Source organism: Algoriphagus sp. TR-M9 (genome assembly GCF_027594545.1).
In the GTDB taxonomy this organism is placed as follows: Bacteria; Bacteroidota; Bacteroidia; order Cytophagales; family Cyclobacteriaceae; genus Algoriphagus; species Algoriphagus halophytocola.
In genome coordinates, this window is sequence record NZ_CP115160.1 from 2,232,258 (window position 1) to 2,250,178 (window position 17,921).

The 17,921-nt window shown below is 43.1% G+C and carries 17 protein-coding genes; 10 read left to right on the top strand and 7 right to left on the bottom strand.

Annotated features, from left to right (window positions below):
- Positions 1-77: 77 nt before the first annotated feature.
- From PBT90_RS09685 to PBT90_RS09695, 3 genes are all read left to right on the top strand, one after another.
- Positions 78-1,370 (top strand): acetyl-CoA hydrolase/transferase family protein, encoded by a 1,293-nt coding sequence (locus tag PBT90_RS09685; RefSeq protein ID WP_270132974.1) that lies wholly within the window; start codon positions 78-80, stop codon positions 1,368-1,370.
- Positions 1,371-1,455: 85 nt separating this feature from the next.
- Positions 1,456-2,787 carry a sugar porter family MFS transporter gene (locus PBT90_RS09690; RefSeq protein ID WP_270132977.1) on the top strand — a complete coding sequence of 444 codons (1,332 nt, stop codon included), beginning with the start codon at positions 1,456-1,458 and terminating at the stop codon, positions 2,785-2,787.
- A gap of 3 nt (positions 2,788-2,790) precedes the next feature.
- Complete coding sequence (locus PBT90_RS09695) at positions 2,791-3,669, top strand: carbohydrate kinase family protein (RefSeq protein WP_270132979.1); 879 nt, start codon at positions 2,791-2,793, stop codon at positions 3,667-3,669.
- Here the strand turns inward: PBT90_RS09695 and arfB are convergent.
- Positions 3,666-4,133: an alternative ribosome rescue aminoacyl-tRNA hydrolase ArfB gene (gene arfB / locus PBT90_RS09700; RefSeq protein ID WP_270132982.1), complete on the bottom strand. Its 468-nt coding sequence runs from the start codon at positions 4,131-4,133 to the stop codon at positions 3,666-3,668. The genes PBT90_RS09695 and arfB overlap by 4 nt on opposite strands.
- A gap of 287 nt (positions 4,134-4,420) precedes the next feature.
- Between arfB and PBT90_RS09705 the strand changes: the two genes are divergently transcribed.
- On the top strand, positions 4,421-5,449 hold the full coding sequence (locus PBT90_RS09705; protein ID WP_270132984.1) for a sugar phosphate isomerase/epimerase family protein: 1,029 nt from the start codon (positions 4,421-4,423) through the stop codon (positions 5,447-5,449).
- Between the two features lie 132 nt (positions 5,450-5,581).
- Here the strand turns inward: PBT90_RS09705 and PBT90_RS09710 are convergent, their stop codons facing one another.
- The 6 genes from PBT90_RS09710 to PBT90_RS09735 form a co-directional block, all read right to left on the bottom strand.
- Complete coding sequence (locus tag PBT90_RS09710; protein ID WP_264810233.1) at positions 5,582-6,070, bottom strand: Dps family protein; 489 nt, start codon at positions 6,068-6,070, stop codon at positions 5,582-5,584.
- Between the two features lie 294 nt (positions 6,071-6,364).
- Positions 6,365-6,769 carry an energy transducer TonB gene (locus PBT90_RS09715; protein ID WP_264810234.1) on the bottom strand — a complete coding sequence of 135 codons (405 nt, stop codon included), beginning with the start codon at positions 6,767-6,769 and terminating at the stop codon, positions 6,365-6,367.
- A 36-nt stretch (positions 6,770-6,805) separates the two neighbouring features.
- Complete coding sequence (locus PBT90_RS09720; protein WP_264810235.1) at positions 6,806-8,071, bottom strand: M56 family metallopeptidase; 1,266 nt, start codon at positions 8,069-8,071, stop codon at positions 6,806-6,808.
- Entirely contained in the window at positions 8,071-8,442 is a 372-nt protein-coding gene (locus tag PBT90_RS09725; protein ID WP_264810236.1) for a BlaI/MecI/CopY family transcriptional regulator, read from the bottom strand. Before PBT90_RS09725 ends, PBT90_RS09720 begins: the two co-directional genes overlap by 1 nt.
- Before the next feature lie 103 nt (positions 8,443-8,545).
- Positions 8,546-9,379, bottom strand: a complete 834-nt coding sequence (locus tag PBT90_RS09730) for a DUF4249 domain-containing protein (protein ID WP_264810237.1) — start codon at positions 9,377-9,379, stop codon at positions 8,546-8,548.
- A gap of 211 nt (positions 9,380-9,590) precedes the next feature.
- Positions 9,591-11,990, bottom strand: coding sequence for a TonB-dependent receptor (locus PBT90_RS09735; RefSeq protein ID WP_264810238.1), 2,400 nt, complete (start codon positions 11,988-11,990; stop codon positions 9,591-9,593).
- A 144-nt stretch (positions 11,991-12,134) separates the two neighbouring features.
- On the opposite strand from PBT90_RS09735, the gene PBT90_RS09740 reads away from it, so the two are divergent.
- The 6 genes from PBT90_RS09740 to PBT90_RS09765 all read left to right on the top strand — a co-directional run bounded on the left by PBT90_RS09740 (position 12,135) and on the right by PBT90_RS09765 (position 17,889).
- Positions 12,135-13,100 (top strand): VWA domain-containing protein, encoded by a 966-nt coding sequence (locus PBT90_RS09740; protein ID WP_264810239.1) that lies wholly within the window; start codon positions 12,135-12,137, stop codon positions 13,098-13,100.
- Positions 13,101-13,745 carry a hypothetical protein gene (locus PBT90_RS09745; RefSeq protein ID WP_264810241.1) on the top strand — a complete coding sequence of 215 codons (645 nt, stop codon included), beginning with the start codon at positions 13,101-13,103 and terminating at the stop codon, positions 13,743-13,745.
- Positions 13,735-14,361 (top strand): hypothetical protein, encoded by a 627-nt coding sequence (locus PBT90_RS09750; protein WP_264810242.1) that lies wholly within the window; start codon positions 13,735-13,737, stop codon positions 14,359-14,361. The genes PBT90_RS09745 and PBT90_RS09750 overlap by 11 nt, the downstream gene beginning before the upstream one ends.
- A gap of 215 nt (positions 14,362-14,576) precedes the next feature.
- On the top strand, positions 14,577-15,755 hold the full coding sequence (locus PBT90_RS09755) for an acetyl-CoA C-acyltransferase (protein WP_264811431.1): 1,179 nt from the start codon (positions 14,577-14,579) through the stop codon (positions 15,753-15,755).
- Between the two features lie 53 nt (positions 15,756-15,808).
- Positions 15,809-16,888, top strand: a complete 1,080-nt coding sequence (locus PBT90_RS09760) for a toxin-antitoxin system YwqK family antitoxin (protein WP_264810243.1) — start codon at positions 15,809-15,811, stop codon at positions 16,886-16,888.
- 62 nt (positions 16,889-16,950) lie between these two features.
- On the top strand, positions 16,951-17,889 hold the full coding sequence (locus PBT90_RS09765) for a phosphoribosylaminoimidazolesuccinocarboxamide synthase (RefSeq protein WP_264810245.1): 939 nt from the start codon (positions 16,951-16,953) through the stop codon (positions 17,887-17,889).
- Positions 17,890-17,921 lie beyond the last annotated feature (32 nt).

Sequence of the window (17,921 nt, forward strand, 5' to 3'; positions counted from 1 at the left end):
TACATTAAGTGATTGCTAGTTTCATTTTCATTCCTTACTGTTTTTAACCCTACCATCCTTTTTTACCAGTATAAACTATGATATCCTATTCCCAACCAGAAGAAGCCGTTTCCTTGATTAAAAGTAACCATCGCGTCTTTGTGCATGGAAGTGCCGCTACCCCTACCGCACTTTTATATGCTTTGGCAGCGCGAAAAAACGATCTGAGGAATGTAGAAATCGTCTCCATCACTACACTCGGGCCCATGCCACTGGTGGAGCAGGACTGTCACAAGGCATTTTTTATGAACTCCCTATTTGTCTCAGAAAATGTACGAAAGTCAGCCAATTCTGAGTATGGCGGTTATGTACCCATCTTCCTCAGTGAAATAGGTCACCTATTCAGACAAAACATCCTCAAACTCGATGTAGCACTAATACAGGTTTCTGAACCTGATGCCCACGGGTTTTGCTCCCTGGGAACTTCAGTAGATGTGGCCAAGCCTGCCATTGAGACTGCACGGATCATCATCGCCCAGGTCAATAAGCAAATGCCAAGAACTCATGGAGACAGTCAGATTCACCTTTCCAAGTTTGCTGCCGCGATACATGTGGATGCTCCTTTGCCAGAGGTGGATTATGGACTAAAACTCTCAGAAATCGAGCAGAAAATAGGTGAAAATATCGCTGAACTGATCGAAGACAGATCCACTTTACAAATGGGAATAGGAGCTATTCCTGATGCAGTTTTGAACTCTTTGAAACATCACAAAGATCTGGGAATCCATACAGAGATGTTTTCAAATGGAGTACTGGAATTGCTGAAATCAGGAGCCATCACCAATGCTTACAAAAAGAAGCATCCGGGTAAAATAGTATCGGCTTTCACCGTAGGAACCAAGCAATTGTATGATACCATCCATGATAACCCGGAGTTTTCATTTCATGAAGCAGCCTATGTCAATGATACTGCCGTGATCCGAAAAAACCCTAAAGTAGTCTCTATCAATAGCTGCGTGGAAATGGATCTCACAGGTCAGGTTTGTGCGGATTCCATAGGCAGATACCAGTATTCTGGAGTAGGTGGACAGATGGACTTCATGCGTGGAGCATCTCTATCGGTAGGCGGCAAACCCATCATGGCCTTAAATTCTACCACCAAAAAAGGAGCTTCCAAAATAGTCCCCTTCCTCAAAGAAGGCGCGGGGGTGGTCACCACTCGAGCTCACATGCAATATGTGGTCACTGAATATGGTGTAGTAAATCTCTACGGTAAAAACCTGAGACAGCGGGCCTATGAATTGATGAAAATAGCTCATCCTGATCATAGAGAAAACCTTGAAAAAGCTATAGTCGAGCGGTTTGGGAGTTTAGTGTATCCTTTCCGATAAAATGACTGGATTTGCTCAGCCGGTGTTTTGATTTTATCCCCTTCTACTTAGTTTAGCGCATCCTTTATTCAATAAACCCAAAATCATGTCTTCCAAAACCTACGCCTTTTTCATTTCGCTTACAGCCGCATTGGGCGGCTTTTTATTTGGGTTTGATACAGCGGTAATTTCGGGCGCTGAGCGGGCTATTCAGGAAGTTTGGGCACTTAGCGACTGGATGCACGGATTGGCTATAGCTTCCGCTTTTTACGGTACAGTGATCGGAGCTTTAGTAGGTGGTATTCCTGCGGACAGATTCGGAAGGCAGAAAAGTTTACTCTGGATCGGGCTTTTCTACTTGATTTCTGCTATTGGATCGGGTTTGGCCTGGGATGTTACCTCATTTACTCTCTTTCGGTTTATCGGAGGCCTGGGCGTAGGTGCATCATCGGTAGTTGCCCCTATGTACATCTCAGAGATAGCTCCAGCTAAAAACCGCGGCTTGTTAGTTGCGCTTTATCAATTCAATATAGTCTTTGGCATAGTCATCGCCTACCTGTCCAACTATCTGATAGGAACCGCAGAAATAGCCCAGGAATGGAGGTGGATGCTGGCTGTAGAGGGTATTCCTGCATTGATCTACAGTATTTTGATATTTAGAATTCCGGAAAGTCCAAGATGGCTCATCGGAAAGAAAAATAATGAAGCAGAGGCTAGAGCTATTTTGGCACGCACCGATCCCGATGGAGTGGATGAGGCCATTCGACTGGCCATAGCAGAAGAAAAAAAGATCACGCAAGCCGGAAGTTTTAAAGCTATTTTCGCAAAGCGATTTCTCCCTACCACGCTTATGGCCATTATGTTTGCCTTTTTCAACCAGCTTTCCGGGATCAACGCCATTATTTACTTTGCTCCCAGGGTATTTGAAATGGCAGGAATTTCCACTGAAAACGCGCTGATTTCTACAATTGGGATTGGCGTGGTTAATCTTCTCGCCACCTTCCTCGGACTATACCTGATTGACCGCATTGGAAGGAAGAAACTCATGTACATTGGTTCAGTGGGCTATATTATCTCGCTTTCATTGATGGCATATAACTTCTTGGGTACTGGTATTCCTTCCTCTTGGCTACCCTTTTTCGTATTTGCATTTATCACTTCGCATGCTATCGGGCAAGGTTCGGTGATCTGGGTATTTATATCCGAAATGTTCCCCAACGAACTCCGTGCCTACGGTCAGTCTATCGGATCTTTCACGCACTGGATTTTGGCGGCCATCATCGCGAATGTGTTTCCATTCTTTGTCAACCAATTCGGACCTGGGTATATCTTTTCGTTTTTCGCCGTTATGATGGTCTGGCAGCTGCTATGGGTTCGCTATCGCATGCCAGAAACTAAAGGAAGATCCCTGGAAGAAATCCACCAAAACATTCATTAAGTCATGAGCAACAAAGTAGTGATCTTCGGTGAAATGCTCTGGGACTGCCTCCCATCTTGCCCAGTGCCCGGTGGAGCCCCTATGAACGTAATGCTTAATCTGACTCAGCTAGGTTTAAATGCCCAGCTGATTTCTGCTGTGGGAGATGATGAAGATGGAGAAAATTTACTGCAATTCTTGAAGGATTTCCCAGCTTCTGTAGAGCTAATCCAGGTGCATCATAACCAACCCACTTCCAAAGTATTGGTGGATACCTCGGATAAGGAAAACATGAAATATACCATTGTATCCCCAGTGGCATGGGATTTTATCTCCTTTAATGATAGGCTAGAGCAGGCTACACAAAGCGCTGAAGCCTTTGTTTTTGGTACCTTAAGTGTAAGAAATCAGCCGAGTCTGGAGACTTTACTGCGCCTACTCCAGCATCAAACCCTTCGGATATTTGATGCAAATCTACGACCTCCATTCTACAATTTTCAGGTGATCAAAAAGCTTCTGCATTTGACTGATATTTTGAAAATCAATGAGGATGAGCTGGAGCTATTCGCTGCATACTTCAGTACTGACCCCAATCCTAAAAGCCTGTGCGGACATCTGGATAAGCACTTCCCCCTAACTATCATCTGCATCACCATGGGGGCCAAAGGAGCTGCCATTTACCAAAACGGTCAGTTTACTCATCATTCAGGCTATCGTGTGGAAGTCGAAGACAGCATAGGGGCCGGAGATGCTTTTCTCAGTGGTTTTATTTATTCCTATTTGGCAGGTAAAGACCATGAAGCAACGCTTGATTTTGCTTGTAAAATTGGGGCTTTGGTAGCTTCCCGAAAAGGTGGAACTGTGAGCTATACGCTGGATGAAATCCAAAAAATAGGTACTTAATCCCTTTTCCAACTTCGATTGGCCTTTTTCTCACTTTGATTCTTTTTCGCCTTTAACCTTCTTTCGATTGCTCCTTTGCTGGGTTTGGTAGCTTTTCTGGGTTTTCTTTTGGCGAAGGCTTTGCGCAGCATCTCTTCAAACTTCAATATGGCCAATTGCTTATTCTGCAATTGGGAGCGTTTTTCCTGCACTTGAATTTGTAAAATCCCGGCATCCGTAATTCTATTTCCCAGTTTTTGCCGGAGCAGGTCTTTTTCAGAATCCGTGAGAATAGCAGAGTTATCTACATCGAAACTGAGCTGGATTTTAGTCTCTACTTTATTCACATGCTGTCCCCCAGGACCACTGCTTTTGGAACTCTGAAATTGCAACTCATGGAGAAACTCCTGATCACTGATCCGCTGGAAGATTGATTTTTGCATGGGGCTGATGGAGACTGAATGTTCCTGCAAGATACCAAACATTCAAACAAGCTATTTGCCAATCAAAAAAAGTACAGGCCTCATTTTTTTAAAAATCCGTGGATCAGATTGAAATAATAGTAATTTGTTTGGTCTAAATAGCCTTTTCAAAAAGGATTACTTGCTTTCTTACCAGAAATGAGCCTAAAGAAATATAGGAATCGGAGGATAATAACTGGAGGTCGCTATGAACTTTTGACTTGGCGCTCCCTTCCTGTTAAACGCGGGAAATCAGGTTACTGGCAAGATTCCGTATATTCAAATTTCGTACAATTACAACCCTAAATACCATGAAAAACAGAAGAGAATTCCTGATCAAATCCGCCTTGGGGGTAGCCGGACTGGCCGCATCTCCATCTTGGCTACATGGCGCTCCTGCACTTATAAAGTCATACAACAAACCGAATTCCCTAGTAAATGGAGTACAGATCGGGTGCATCACTTATTCTTTCCGATCTCTGCCTGACCAGTCTGCTGAAGCCACGCTGCAGTATGTCAAAGAATGCGGGATTTCTGCTATTGAATTAATGGGAGGACCAGCGGAATCATTTGCGGGTATGCCCGAAAACCCTGTAAATATGCGTGAACTCTATGGGTTGAGGCGAAAGCAGAGAGATGCAGGCGAACTTACTTCTGATGAACAAAAGATGCTTGCTGATATGCAATCTCAGATGGATTCCTATAGCAAGGAGGCAGCAGCTTGGAGAGCTAGCGTAGGAACTGCGCCTTTTGAAAAACTCAGGAAAATGTATAATGAAGCAGGGGTGAGTATTTATGCCTTCAAGCCGAGTGCCTTTGGCATTAATGCCCCGGATTCGGAAATCGCTTATGGAATGAATGCCGCCAAAGCTCTGGGTGCATCGCATGTCACCTTGGAGCATCCTTCAAATGATAAACATACGCTAAGGTTAGGCAAAATGGGTGAGCAATATGGTATGTCAGTAGGTTATCATGGTCATGAGCAAGAAACCTTTACATTTTGGGATTCCGCACTCGCGCAAAGTAAAAAAAACGGTCTCAATCTGGATGCAGGACATTATATAGCTGCTGGGCATACCGACCTGATGGCATTGATAAAAAAGCAGCACAAACGTATCCTCAGCATGCACACCAAAGACAGGCAGACTCCAGCAAATGGCAAGGGAAATCTTCCATGGGGTGAAGGAGATACGCCTATCCCGGCCCTGCTGGAAACCATGTCAAAAAATAAGTATAAGTTCCCGGCTACCATTGAGTTAGAGTATCAGATACCTGAAGGTTCAGATGCGATAAAAGAAGTTCAAAAGTGTGTGGAATTTTGCATAAATTCCTTAAGTTAGAAGTCTACACTTCCATTCTTAGTTTTTTGAACTATTTTTAAGAAAGCGGCAGCACAACTCTGCCGCTTTTTCTATGAACTGCAAAAAAAACCGCAGCTCTCACTGCGGTTTTAGGTGTTTTATTTTGGATAATTATTCGGCGAATTTGGTAAACATCCACATTCTTTTTTCGAGGTCACCTACGAAATTTGTAAGCAAATCTTCAGTGGCGATATCATCAGCATCCCCAGCTGCTTTAGCGGCCTTTCTGTGGCTTTGGGCTAAAATACCCAAACCATCAACAACATGTTTTACACATTCAGAACCACTGCTCACGTCGGTGATTTCCTTGTGAATGGTATTTTTCAAATAGTCAGAATACGAGTGCAAAGGATTAAACCCAATGGTCACGATTCGTTCAGCCAGTTCATCTATATTTTCATATAATCTGGTGTACAATTCTTCGAACTTTTCATGCAGGTCAAAGAAATTTTCACCCTTTACATTCCAGTGAAACCCTCGTACATTCTGATAGAAAATGTGGTAATCAGACAATAAATCGTTCAGTTTATCTGATACATTTTTCATTGCTTTATTATCAAGCTTCAGATGATTGTCGAGTGTTGCTTTAGTAGTAGTCATGTGATTATTATTTAAAAGTTGTTCTGATTTTAATTCACTCTATTAAATCCAATACTTATGCCAGTGCTAGGGCACCCAAACCAAAAACCACTATTATAGCCAATTATAAAATAAAAAATAGGTTTTTAAACTTTTAACAAAACCTTCATCTAAACCCCGCTATTTCCGCTTCTCATCGACTTGTAGACCATAGGCAAAAGTTTCCCCAAATCGTTACATTAATAGGAAAGCTCATTTCATAAAAAAACCACCCAGAGATACTCTGAGTGGTTTCTGCAAATTAAACAAAACGCTTTAAAGTTTAAATTTGATAGGTAAACTCATCTTGGTATTGACCTTTGAGCCGTCCTTTTCTCCGGGTATCCAATTTGGCATACCCTGTACCACTCGCATGGCTTCTTCATCACAGCCAGTGCCTATTCCTCGTAGAATCTTCACATCAGTGATATCCCCCTCTTTCTGCACTACGAAACTGACCACAACCACACCTTCTACACCTTTTTTCCTGGCATCTTCAGGGTAAATAAGATTATCGCCTATGTAGCTTACGAGTCCATCCATACCATCCTTAGGTTCCGGCATTTTATCCACTTTTTCAAAGGCTTCTGTCTGTGCATAAGCTCCCTGCATGGAAAGGCTGGTAAAAAAGGCCAGGACTAGCAGGAAAGCCGGTAGGGATTTAAGTGCTAAGTTTTTCATTTTAATAGTTATTTTTTGGTTTAGGTTAATGTATTTTCAATCCAGTTTGAATCGAATAGGAACTCTAATACGGCTATTTACAGCTTTACCTCTCTGTGTGGCAGGTGACCAATCCTGAGACTCCCGGATCACCCTCATGGCTTCTTCATCTGCTCCTGCTCCTATTCCACGTAGGATATCCACATCGGAAATAGAACCATCAGAATTCACCATAAAAACTGCTACCACTGTACCCTCAACGCCCATTTTTTTGGCTTGCTCTGGGTATTTTAAGTTGGAGGCTAAGTAGTTATTCCATCCTTCCATTCCTCCCGGAGGTAAAGGTTGTACTTCGGTAATATCAAATACCTCCTTGCCGTCTTTGCCTACATCGGCGACTCTAGCAGCTATATTGCTAGGCCCTATGCCATTGGTTTTTTCAGCCACTTGCGCTGGTCCATCGATCTCTTCCTCTGGAGTCATTTCGCAGGAAAAGACGAAAAACAAGGCAGCCATCAAGGGAATAGCCAACAGAAATCTGCGCTTTTCCGCACTTCGGGATTCGGGTTTGCTCATCATAATAATTCTTTTTTTGGTTTGAAATTGGTTAAAGTTGTTCATGAAGTGCCAGCCTTGACCCTTAGTAATCATCTGTAGCAAAAGGCCAGAATATTCTTTCTTGGAATACCTACTAGTGACGCCCTGGTCAGCCTGAAACTCATGAACTTCCCGTAGGGATTTTTCAAACTGATAGATCAAGGGATTGAACCAAAAGATCACTTTAGCAAACTGGATCAAAAGTAGATCCCAGCTGTGTTTGAGACGCACATGCACAGACTCATGCAAAATGATCTGTCGCTGCTCCTCCCTACCCGGATCAAAGTCCGGCAACAGGATATATTGGAAAAAAGAGGCTGGAATAAATTTCGGATGCACTGCTATCCAATGATTCTGAAACAGCATCAATTTGGATTTGCCCAGTAAGCGCTGAGAGGTGAAAAAACCCAAGATCAAATGAGCTGTCATGACCAACACCCCTGCCACATAGATCATCAATACAATGCTTTGCCAGGTAAAGGTACGCTCAGCTGCTGCCCCCTGCCCTACCAAGAACTCCGGCATGGTGAATTCTTGAATTCCCAGATTGGCGACTCCTAAGTTTACAGACATCGCGGGAAACAAAAATGACATCAGCAACAATAGGAGAAGTATGGCCCGATTGAGTGCAAAAAAAGTCAAATCGCTCAAGACCAACTTATAAAATGCCACAGATATGCCAACACAAATGCTGGACTCTATCAAGTAGATTATTAATTTGTCCATCATTCCCTGGGTTTGTCCATATCATCAATCAACTTCTGTAGATCTTCGATTTCCTTATCCGAAATCTTGTTTTCCTTCACCATAAAGGACAGGAAATTCCCCACCGAACCTTCGAAGTAATTTTTAACCAAATGATTCACACTTCTTTTGCTGTAGTCAGCCTGCGAGATCAATGGAAAATACTGGTGTGTGGTACCGTAAGCTTTGTGATCCAAATAGCCTTTTTTCTCCAATAGCTTGATGGAGGAGGCCAAGGTCGTGTAAGGTGGCTTGGGTTCTGGGAGTTGATCCAAAACCTCGCGAACTAGGGCCTTTTCCAGACGCCAAAAAATCCGCATGATCCTTTCTTCGTTTTTATTCAATTCTTCCATACCCCTAAGGTAATAACGAATATTTAATAATCCTACGAATTTTTCGTTAATCTACGCAAATCCAATAAATTAAGCCCGGTGATTTCTGTAAAATCAGCTCAAATCACTCCTCAGGCTCGATTCTGACAGTTTCATACAAAACTGAAGAAACATTAAAATATCCTAAAACTTTGGAATCACCTTCCACCACCTCGATGTTGGTGTCAGGGTTTTGAGGTGGAGGAGAAAACAAACCTCCGTCATTAAAAAGCAGATTAGCGAGTTGATTAATGTAGGTAAAAGCGCTTTCATTCATCCTAAACAACTCCAACCTGACCTTATCCCCTGCTTCAAAATCATAATTCAACTCAAGCCCTTCTTCAAAAAATGTCAACCCAAAGGTATCGTCGAACAGCAAGTAATCGTCCCTATCGTTTTTTAAGGTGTCGTTTTCTATAACCCGAATCCGATAGAAATTATCTTCGGTAAAAGGAATTTTCCCATACACTTTTATATAGTATCCTTCGTCCCGAAAAATCCGGTCTTCCTGGTATTCATAGGTCACGCTATCCACTGTAGGCGGCTCCAAAAGTCTGCCACTTGATTCAAAACGCAATCCCTCCCACAGTACATTCAGTTGATAGTTTTCACCTACCTGAGCCACTTCGTTGGGGTAAACCGGCACATAGCTTTCAGACTTGGGGCTATAGACAAAGCGGACCCGCCTTTGCTTCCCCGGAACAGTGATGAAAACCTGAGCATCATTGATGACTTGAGTGCCCGTGGTATCATAGTAATTTTTAGCTAAGCTAATTTTGACCTCATTGTAATAAGACTCATTAGTCCAGGTAGCCTCTATGACAGGAATTTCCCCATCTATAGTAGCCAAAGGCAAGTTCACCTCCTCCTGACAGGAGAATAAAGTGATGCAGAAAATAACAATCCAAAATCTATTCATCTTAATCAGCTTATTCATAGAAAGTTGAGAATTCCCTTGGCTTCAGGTCATTTCTTAGCTGCATGGCTGTCATTACCCCTAATATCATGGGTTTAAATTTTGTTTATAAACGGTCGGATAGCCGGCTCCTTTCTCCTCGGTGGATCGGGTGAATCCGGCTTGATTGATATTCATCCCAGTGTGTGTCGTATGCAGCATGCTCGGTTTCATCTCAAAATTCGAAATTATACGTGATGGAAGGCAGGTAAGTAAAGAGATAGGTCATCACTATCCCTTGTCTTGTAGAGGTGATAGGCCCATCTTCACTACTGCTGTACTGGAAGTCATCGTTATAAATTTCCCTGAATTCATAGGCAAAGGGATTTTTCCTGCCATACAGATTATATATGCTAAAGTTCCAGCTTCCACGCCATTTTCTACCTTTATCTGCATTCTTCCAGGTTACTGACAAATCCATACGATGATAATCCGGGAATCTATCCATATTTCTAAATTCCGGATATAATGGCACAGATTGATAATCCAACTCATAAACCCCAACAGGAAATGAGACGGCTTGCCCAGTGGTATAAATGAAAGTTAACCCAGCCGACCAGGATGGAGAAAACTCATGGTTCAGCACCAGCGTGACATCGTGGGGTCGGTCAAATCTGGGATTATAACGTTGATTTTGGGAGATCCCATCAATCTGCCTCCATGCTCTCGAATAGGTATAGGCCAGCCAACCTGTGGTTTTACCGATATTTTTGCGAAGCAGAAACTCAGCTCCATACGAAGAGCCTACACCGGTGAGCAACTCCGTCTCTACTTGATCTGTAAAAAGCACCTGAGCACCATTCCTTAGATCGATTACATTATCTAAAGATTTATAGTACCCTTCCACTGAGAGTTCCCAGCGGTTATTGTCAAAATTATGAAATAAGCCCAGGGAATACTGGTCTGATTTTACTGGAGAGACATATCTTCCGGATAGAATCCATCGGTCTATCGGCAATCCCGCTGAGCTATTGGAAGCAATCTGCACATATTGATAGTTTCTATTGTAGGCGGCTTTGACTGAAAACTCCTCATTGATCAAGTAGCGGAGCGCGATCCTGGGCTCCAAACCTTGATAAAATTTCATGTTTTGAAATCTTTCATACTTCAAGGTATCTGTCACCGGCACATCCGGCCCCACCTCGCCATCTGCATATTCATAATCCACTCCTTCGCCTATTAGGTTGAAAAAACTCCAGCGAAGTCCACCCTCTGCACTCAAGCGCGGGCTGATGGTGTATGTGCCTCCGGCAAACAAACTATTGAGAAAGCCATTTTTAGCATTGGTGTTCACTGGTTCAATATTGCTTTGGGCCGCTGGGTTTATTTCTATAGGTGAAAAATGATAAAGCTGACTGTGAACTCCCCAGTAGGTTTGTAATTCCTCACTGTTCAGCAAAGTCCATTCTGCTTTTACACCCGTTTCCGAAAGTCTGTTTGTCCACTCAAAACCATTTTCCGGATCTTCAAATTCCACATTGTATTTATACCTGGAGTGATAGCCCTGCATGTCAAAAAACAGATTTTCGGAAATATTTCTATTCCACTGGGCAGAAGAAACCCAATTGGTCCAACCTAACCCAAACTCGTCATCAAGTCCCAGGAAATCTCTGCCCTGATAACTGGAAAAAGTCAGTTTATCTCTATCCCCAAGTCTGAAGGTGAATTTTCCGCTGAGGTCATGGAAATTCAGCTTGTTGTTGTTCAAATCATCATCATTTGAAAGTTTCAGAAATACATCTGCATAAGTTCTTCTTCCAGAAACCACGAAAGTAGATTGATCTGAAAATAAGGGCCCGTCTAGGGTTATTCTGGAAGAAATACTCCCTATTCCACCTTCTCCATGAATCTGTTCGGTATTGCCTTCCCGCAAAGTCACATCAATGAGTGACGATATCCTTCCACCATAGGAGGCCGGCATATTGCCTTTGTAAAGCTCCACTTGGTCTAAGGCATCAGGATTAAAAACAGAGAAAAAACCGAAGAAATGAGATGGATTATAAATAGGCGCCCCATCGAGCTGCACCAAATTCTGATCTGCAGACCCTCCCCGCACAAATAATCCTGTGGTTCCTTCCCCCGCTGTTTGCACTCCTGGTAGCAGCTGCAAACTTCTCAATAGGTCTACCTCCCCAAATAATGCCGGAATATTCTTGATCGTAGCTATGGGAATGGTGGCTTTGCCAGTTTCCAAATTCCTCACCTGCTCATCTGGCCTACGCTCCTGAATGATGATTTCATCCAGAGACATTTCTTCCGCTTTTAAATAAAATCGCTGGAGTTTCTGAACGTCCTTGGCACCCAATTCCCGAATGGAAGTCTCAAAACCAATGAATGAAACCACTAGTCTAGCCGGCAGATTCTGAACCTTGATTTCAAAGTTACCTTCCAGATCTGCGACCACCCCTGAGCTGATATCGCCCTCCCAATAAACATTGGCTCCGGGAAGCGCCTCTGAATTGCTTACATCTATTACCTGACCTTTAAGGGTAGGCACTTGTGCTAAAAGTAGTTGGGAATTACTGAAGAAAACCAGTAGGAAAATGAAAAGCCCTACTTTGCCGATTGGCCACATTCGCTAAATATTTGAATTGAATCTCCAAAGCTAGACGATTTCAAAAAATTAATGTTTGTTAATTATTAAAAAACATTGAAGATATAGATCAACACTTATACGAATAGGGCTTTCAAAGTAAGCTTTATTTTATAATTTCAGGCCATGATTTGGGCATATCCGGACGTAAAACTCACACTCCTGCTGGCCGGCATTTTCGGTCTTCTGTATTTTATTTACCTGTTCAGGTATTGGAAAATCAATCGTAAGCTGGACGTACAGAAGCGAAGGCTTTTCACTAAAATAGTGATCAGGACTACTTATTTCGCACTATTTCTAGTGGCCTTTGCTGGGCCTTCAATAGGCACATCCCTGAAGGAAATCAAGGAGGAGGGAAAAGACATTTTTATCGCCGTGGATCTATCGCAGTCTATGAATGCCACCGACATAGGCCCGTCCAGACTCCAGCGAATCAAGTTTGAATTGAAAAACCTGACAAAGAGTTTTCCATCCGACCGGATCGGTTTGATTATTTTCAGTTCGGAAGCCTTTATGCAATGCCCCCTGACATTTGATCAAAGTGTCCTACAACTTTACATCGATGGGCTGAACACCGGTTTGGTGCCCAATTATGGTACCGACCTCAACGGTCCGCTCCGCATGGCTTTGGAAAGATTTCAAAATGATGAAGGACAGGAAATCAAGTCTAAATCCATTATTTTGATCTCCGATGGAGAGAATTTCGGAGATGACCTGGAAGATATTGCCGCTCAATTGAGCGAACTCGGAGTGAAAGTGTTTAGTCTTGGCATAGGAACTGAAGGCGGCAGCAGCATTCCTAGAGGAAATGGACTGGTGATAGACCCGCAGACCGGACAGCCTGCACAGACCGTATTGGACCCGGACCCACTGCGGCAAATCGCCGCTGAGACCAATGGCCAATATTTTGAGATTTCAGATCAAGTACAGGAGATAGGCGACCTCATCGGAGCACTAGAACGAGTGGAAGGTGGAGTCACAGGATCCAGAGTTGTAGAAGCTTCTGCTAATAAGTACTTTTATTTCTTGCTGGCAGGGCTGGTCTTATCCTTGCTGGACATGATGTTACCAATTAAAACCATCAAATTATAAATGAGCTGGACTAAATTTACATTGGCGATTTTTCTTTTGATCCCTGCCTCATGGACCAGGGTATCGAGACTAAACGACGCAATAGATCTAGCAAGTGAAAGTTACAGTAAAGCGGAGTATGAGCAATCCATCACCAATCACCAAGCGCTCATCGATCAATTCCAGTATTCCTCCTCAGCTTTGGATTATAACCTGGGTCTGAGCAATCAATATGCAGAAAAACCAGACGAGGCTAGTGCTTATTACGATCAGGTCACCACATCTCCGGACAAAACCCTGGCCTCTTTTGCATTTAATCAAAGTGGGGTAATATTGGGAAATAAGGAGGAATACGAAGCCGCACTGAGCAAATTCAAATCCGCTCTCATCAAAGATCCCAATAACGAAGTAGCCAGATACAATTATGAAATGCTGGCTAGATGGTTGCAAAGAGATGAGGAACGCAAAAATCAAGATGAGGACAAACCGGAGCCATCTGACTTTGCGAAGCGCAAAAAAGCAGAAGCAGACCGAATGGTGGAACAATTCCGCTTCCGGGATGCGTTTAACCTAATGAATGAAGCTTTGCAGCAAGATGAGACCGTTGCTGCATACCAACAGTTTATGACCAGTCTTCAAGAAATCACCGAAATCGATGAAAAATAAATTTCTAGCATTACTGGGTTTTGTATGTGCACTTTGCTTGAATGAAACTATAGCCCAGACTTCAGGCGAGTACTTTAATCGAGCCGCCCGATCCTATGTCAAAACTGAAAAAGAACAGGCTTTGGCCACGGTAAATGATGGGCTTTCTAAATATCCTTCCGATGCCAAACTTCAGGCTTTGAAAGAAAAACTGGAACAAGAGCAGGAACAGGAAAAACAGGAGCAAGAGCAGAAGCAAAATCAAGAGCAGCAAAACCAAGAACAGAAGGAGCAACAAGAAGACCAGCAAAGTCAGGGCGAAGAAGGAGAACAGCAGGAATCTAAGGAAGACGGCGACAAAACCAATGAGGATAAAGCCGAGGAATCCCAGGAAGGTGACCCTTCGGAGCAAAACGAAGATAAACCTGGCGAAAATGCCAACGACCAAATGGATGCCGATCTAGCTGATAGACAAAAGGCAATGGAGGAGTTCAAAGAAAAACTGAAAGCCATGAATCTCACTCCGGAGCAGGCCGCCCAGATACTCGAAAGCATGAATGCCGCCGAACTTCGCTATATCCAGCAAAACAAGAAAAAGCCAACAGAACGTCCCAAACGAGGGCTTCCTGATTGGTAAAATCTAGAAGCTAGACTTAAGATTGTAGACTTTAGAATCTGCAAAATTTGATATCTAGTGGTCATTAAAATTCTTTGTCACTTTGTGATTTACAAGATTTTAAATTCATTACTCTAATTCCAAGACTCTTGATTCTAACTTCTTGGTTCTTGGTTCTAAAATCCAATGTCTAGCGTCTTAAATCTAGCATCTTAATTTAAACCCAAATATCCATGATTAAAGAAGTATATATAGTTTCCGCCGTGAGGACTCCTCTGGGGAGTTTTGGAGGAAAACTGGCCGGATTGACAGCTGTAGAACTAGGCAGCACAGCCATAAAAGGAGCGCTGGAAAAAAGCGGAGTGAAAGCCGAAGCGGTTCAAGAAGTTTTTATGGGGAATGTGATTTCTGCCAATCTCGGTCAGGCTCCCGCCAGGCAAGCTGCAATTGGCGCAGGTATAGGCTATCAGGTTCCTTGCACCACAGTCAACAAAGTTTGCGCTTCAGGCATGAAAGCTGTAATGTTTGGTGCACAATCCATCATGCTGGGCGTCAATGATGTAGTCGTAGCAGGAGGCATGGAAAGCATGTCCAATGTCCCTTTTTATGTTCCTAAGGCAAGATTTGGCTATAAATATGGAAACGCGGAATTCGTAGATGGATTAGTGAAAGATGGGCTTTTCGAAGTCTATTACAAATTCCCCATGGGAAATTGCGCGGATAATACGGCCAAGGAGATGAAGATTTCCCGCGAAGATCAAGACGCTTATGCAATCCAATCCTACCAAAGATCGGCGGATTCCTGGGCTAAGGGCTATTTCAAAGACGAGGTAGTACCCGTGGAGATGAAAGGCCGAAAAGGTGAAACTATTCTCATCGATGAAGACGAGGAATATAAGAATGTCATGTTTGACAAAATCCCTTCGCTAAGACCGGTTTTCGGCAAAGAAGGCACAGTCACCGCTGCCAATGCATCCACCATGAATGACGGTGCATCTGCCTTGGTATTGGTAAGTAAAGAAAAAGCAGAAGAGCTGGGTCTAAAGCCTTTGGCCAAGATCAGAGGATTTGCAGACGCGGCCACCGATCCACTTTGGTTTACCACTGCTCCTGCCCTGGCCATACCAAAGGCGATCCAACATGCAGGCTTGAAATCTGAAGACGTGGATTTCTATGAAATCAACGAAGCTTTTTCAGCAGTTGCCCTGGCTAACCAAAGAGAATTAAACCTGGACAATGACAAAGTAAATGTCTTTGGAGGAGCAGTATCACTAGGCCATCCACTCGGAGCATCAGGGGCAAGAATCATCAGCACATTGAACTCTGTGCTCCATCAGAAAAGCGGCAAAATAGGAGTTGCCGGGATTTGCAATGGAGGAGGCGGAGCATCGGCGATAGTACTGGAAAAAATGTAATTGAAATTAATAAGCTACCGTAAAGCATCGTGCTTTGCGGTTTCTTTTTTCCCATGAAAAAATTCCTTCTTCTTATTTGTGGATTGACAGCCAATTATGCGATGGCACAAGACACCATCAGGACCTATTACGATCTGGAGGAAACCATGCTGAAGGAAGTTTATGTAATGGTAAATGGCCAGGCAAATGGTCCGATCAAGCGCTTCGATGAAGTAGGAAATCTGGTACAGATAGGACACTTGAAAGACGATCAAAAGCACGGCGATTTTTATGAATTAGCTCCAAACACAGGAGATACCTTAAGAATTACTCCATTTCTAAATAATAAGCGCTCCGGACTTGGAGTAAGCTTTTATTCCAGTGGGAAAATCCGGCAGGAATTAACCTATGAGGATAATTTAATCCAAGGCTTGGTGAGTACCTATTATGAAAATGGCCAGATCGAAGACCGAACTACTTTTAAGAACAATAAGCCTGATGGACTGAGTGAGAAATTCTATGAAACTGGCGACCCCGCTTCAAAAATCTATTACAGTGAAGGTACATTAGATGGCCCCTATCAGGAGTTTTATCCCAATGGCAATCCAGAAGTCATCAGCAATTATGTAAATGGGCAATTGGAAGGAAGAGAGACAGTCTATTTTGAAAACGGGGAAATCGAGGGAGTCAGAGAATTTAGAAATGGGGAACTGCACGGGGTTTATACCCTGAATTACCCGAGTGGCAAACCACATAGAAGAGGTGAATTCAAGAAAGGACTTGCCGAAGGCGAGCTCTTAGTTTACTATGAGTCTGGAGAAATCCGAGAAAAAGGACAGTATAAAAAAGGAGTTGCTGTAGCACCATATATGGAATATTACCAATCTGGTAAGTTAAAGTCCAAACAAAATTTCACCCCGCAGGGATACCCTTCCAGCAAGATTGCCTATTTCGAAAACGGTCAGATTAATTACGAGATAAACTATAGCAAGGGGGAAATTGAAGGGGAAGTAAGGGTATATCGGGAAGATGGAAGCTTGGAAGAAGTCAGACGATATACCAATGGCGAACTTACTGGCAAGCAGGAATTTTATGATGAAGAAGGAAATCTCATACGGACAGAATCTTTTGAAAAAAATTTTAAAAAGCAGTAATAATTGAAATGTGAAGGCAAGAAAGGAAAACCTTTTTCTATTTTTGCCAAAACGAAAAAAGGATGAGTAACGCGATTAAAGAAACCCATTTTCAATTCCCGGGACAGCAGGGCTTTTATAAAGGCAAGGTCCGTGACGTGTATATTTTTGAAAAAGAGCTGGTAGTGGTAGCTTCAGACAGAATCTCGGCTTTTGATGTAGTGCTCCCAAGACCTATTCCATACAAAGGCCAGGTATTGAACCAGATCGCTGCGAAATTCCTGGAAGCTACCTCAGACATCGTCCCAAACTGGGTGACATCCACCCCAGACCCCAATGTGACCATAGGTACTAAATGCGAACCTTTCAAAGTGGAAATGGTCATCCGAGGCTATATGTCTGGGCATGCAGCTAGAGAGTACAAGGCAGGCAAACGCTCCATCTGCGGAGTACCCATGCCAGAAAATCTGCGTGAAAACGACCCTTTCCCGGAGCCAATCATCACTCCTACTACCAAGGCAGACCAAGGACACGATGAAGACATATCCCGTGAGGAGATTTTGAAGCAAGGTATAGTGTCTGAGCAAGACTACCTTCAACTCGAAAAATACACCCGAGCTCTCTACCAAAGAGGTCAGGAAATGGCTGAAAAAATGGGTCTGATCCTAGTAGACACCAAATATGAATTTGGCAAGGTGGGAGATCAGATTTTACTCATCGATGAAATCCATACTCCCGATTCTTCACGCTATTTCTATGCAGATGGCTATGAGGAAAATCAGCTCAAAGGACTTCCGCAAAAACAACTTTCCAAAGAATTTGTTAGACAATGGCTGATATCGAATGGATTTCAAGGTAAGGATGGACAATCTGTGCCTGAAATGACTGACGAAATTGTAGAAAGCATCTCAGATCGCTATATTGAGCTATTCGAAAAGATAACAGGAGAAAAATTCCAAAAAGCTAATACCACTGAAATTGAAACTAGAATTGAACAGGCTATCCTCGCTCAACTAGACTAATATAAGATCATTTTAAAACCAGAAATCGAGTC

Bases quoted from the DNA above. Each gene is read 5' to 3' on its own strand.
- PBT90_RS09685 (WP_270132974.1), top strand. From the start codon at position 78: ATGATATCCTATTCCCAACCAGAAGAAGCCGTTTCCTTGATTAAAAGT.
- PBT90_RS09690 (WP_270132977.1), top strand. From the start codon at position 1,456: ATGTCTTCCAAAACCTACGCCTTTTTCATTTCGCTTACAGCCGCATTG.
- PBT90_RS09695 (WP_270132979.1), top strand. From the start codon at position 2,791: ATGAGCAACAAAGTAGTGATCTTCGGTGAAATGCTCTGGGACTGCCTC.
- arfB (WP_270132982.1), bottom strand. From the start codon at position 4,133: ATGTTTGGTATCTTGCAGGAACATTCAGTCTCCATCAGCCCCATGCAA.
- PBT90_RS09705 (WP_270132984.1), top strand. From the start codon at position 4,421: ATGAAAAACAGAAGAGAATTCCTGATCAAATCCGCCTTGGGGGTAGCC.
- PBT90_RS09710 (WP_264810233.1), bottom strand. From the start codon at position 6,070: ATGACTACTACTAAAGCAACACTCGACAATCATCTGAAGCTTGATAAT.
- PBT90_RS09715 (WP_264810234.1), bottom strand. From the start codon at position 6,769: ATGAAAAACTTAGCACTTAAATCCCTACCGGCTTTCCTGCTAGTCCTG.
- PBT90_RS09720 (WP_264810235.1), bottom strand. From the start codon at position 8,071: ATGGACAAATTAATAATCTACTTGATAGAGTCCAGCATTTGTGTTGGC.
- PBT90_RS09725 (WP_264810236.1), bottom strand. From the start codon at position 8,442: ATGGAAGAATTGAATAAAAACGAAGAAAGGATCATGCGGATTTTTTGG.
- PBT90_RS09730 (WP_264810237.1), bottom strand. From the start codon at position 9,379: ATGAATAGATTTTGGATTGTTATTTTCTGCATCACTTTATTCTCCTGT.
- PBT90_RS09735 (WP_264810238.1), bottom strand. From the start codon at position 11,990: ATGTGGCCAATCGGCAAAGTAGGGCTTTTCATTTTCCTACTGGTTTTC.
- PBT90_RS09740 (WP_264810239.1), top strand. From the start codon at position 12,135: ATGATTTGGGCATATCCGGACGTAAAACTCACACTCCTGCTGGCCGGC.
- PBT90_RS09745 (WP_264810241.1), top strand. From the start codon at position 13,101: ATGAGCTGGACTAAATTTACATTGGCGATTTTTCTTTTGATCCCTGCC.
- PBT90_RS09750 (WP_264810242.1), top strand. From the start codon at position 13,735: ATGAAAAATAAATTTCTAGCATTACTGGGTTTTGTATGTGCACTTTGC.
- PBT90_RS09760 (WP_264810243.1), top strand. From the start codon at position 15,809: ATGAAAAAATTCCTTCTTCTTATTTGTGGATTGACAGCCAATTATGCG.
- PBT90_RS09765 (WP_264810245.1), top strand. From the start codon at position 16,951: ATGAGTAACGCGATTAAAGAAACCCATTTTCAATTCCCGGGACAGCAG.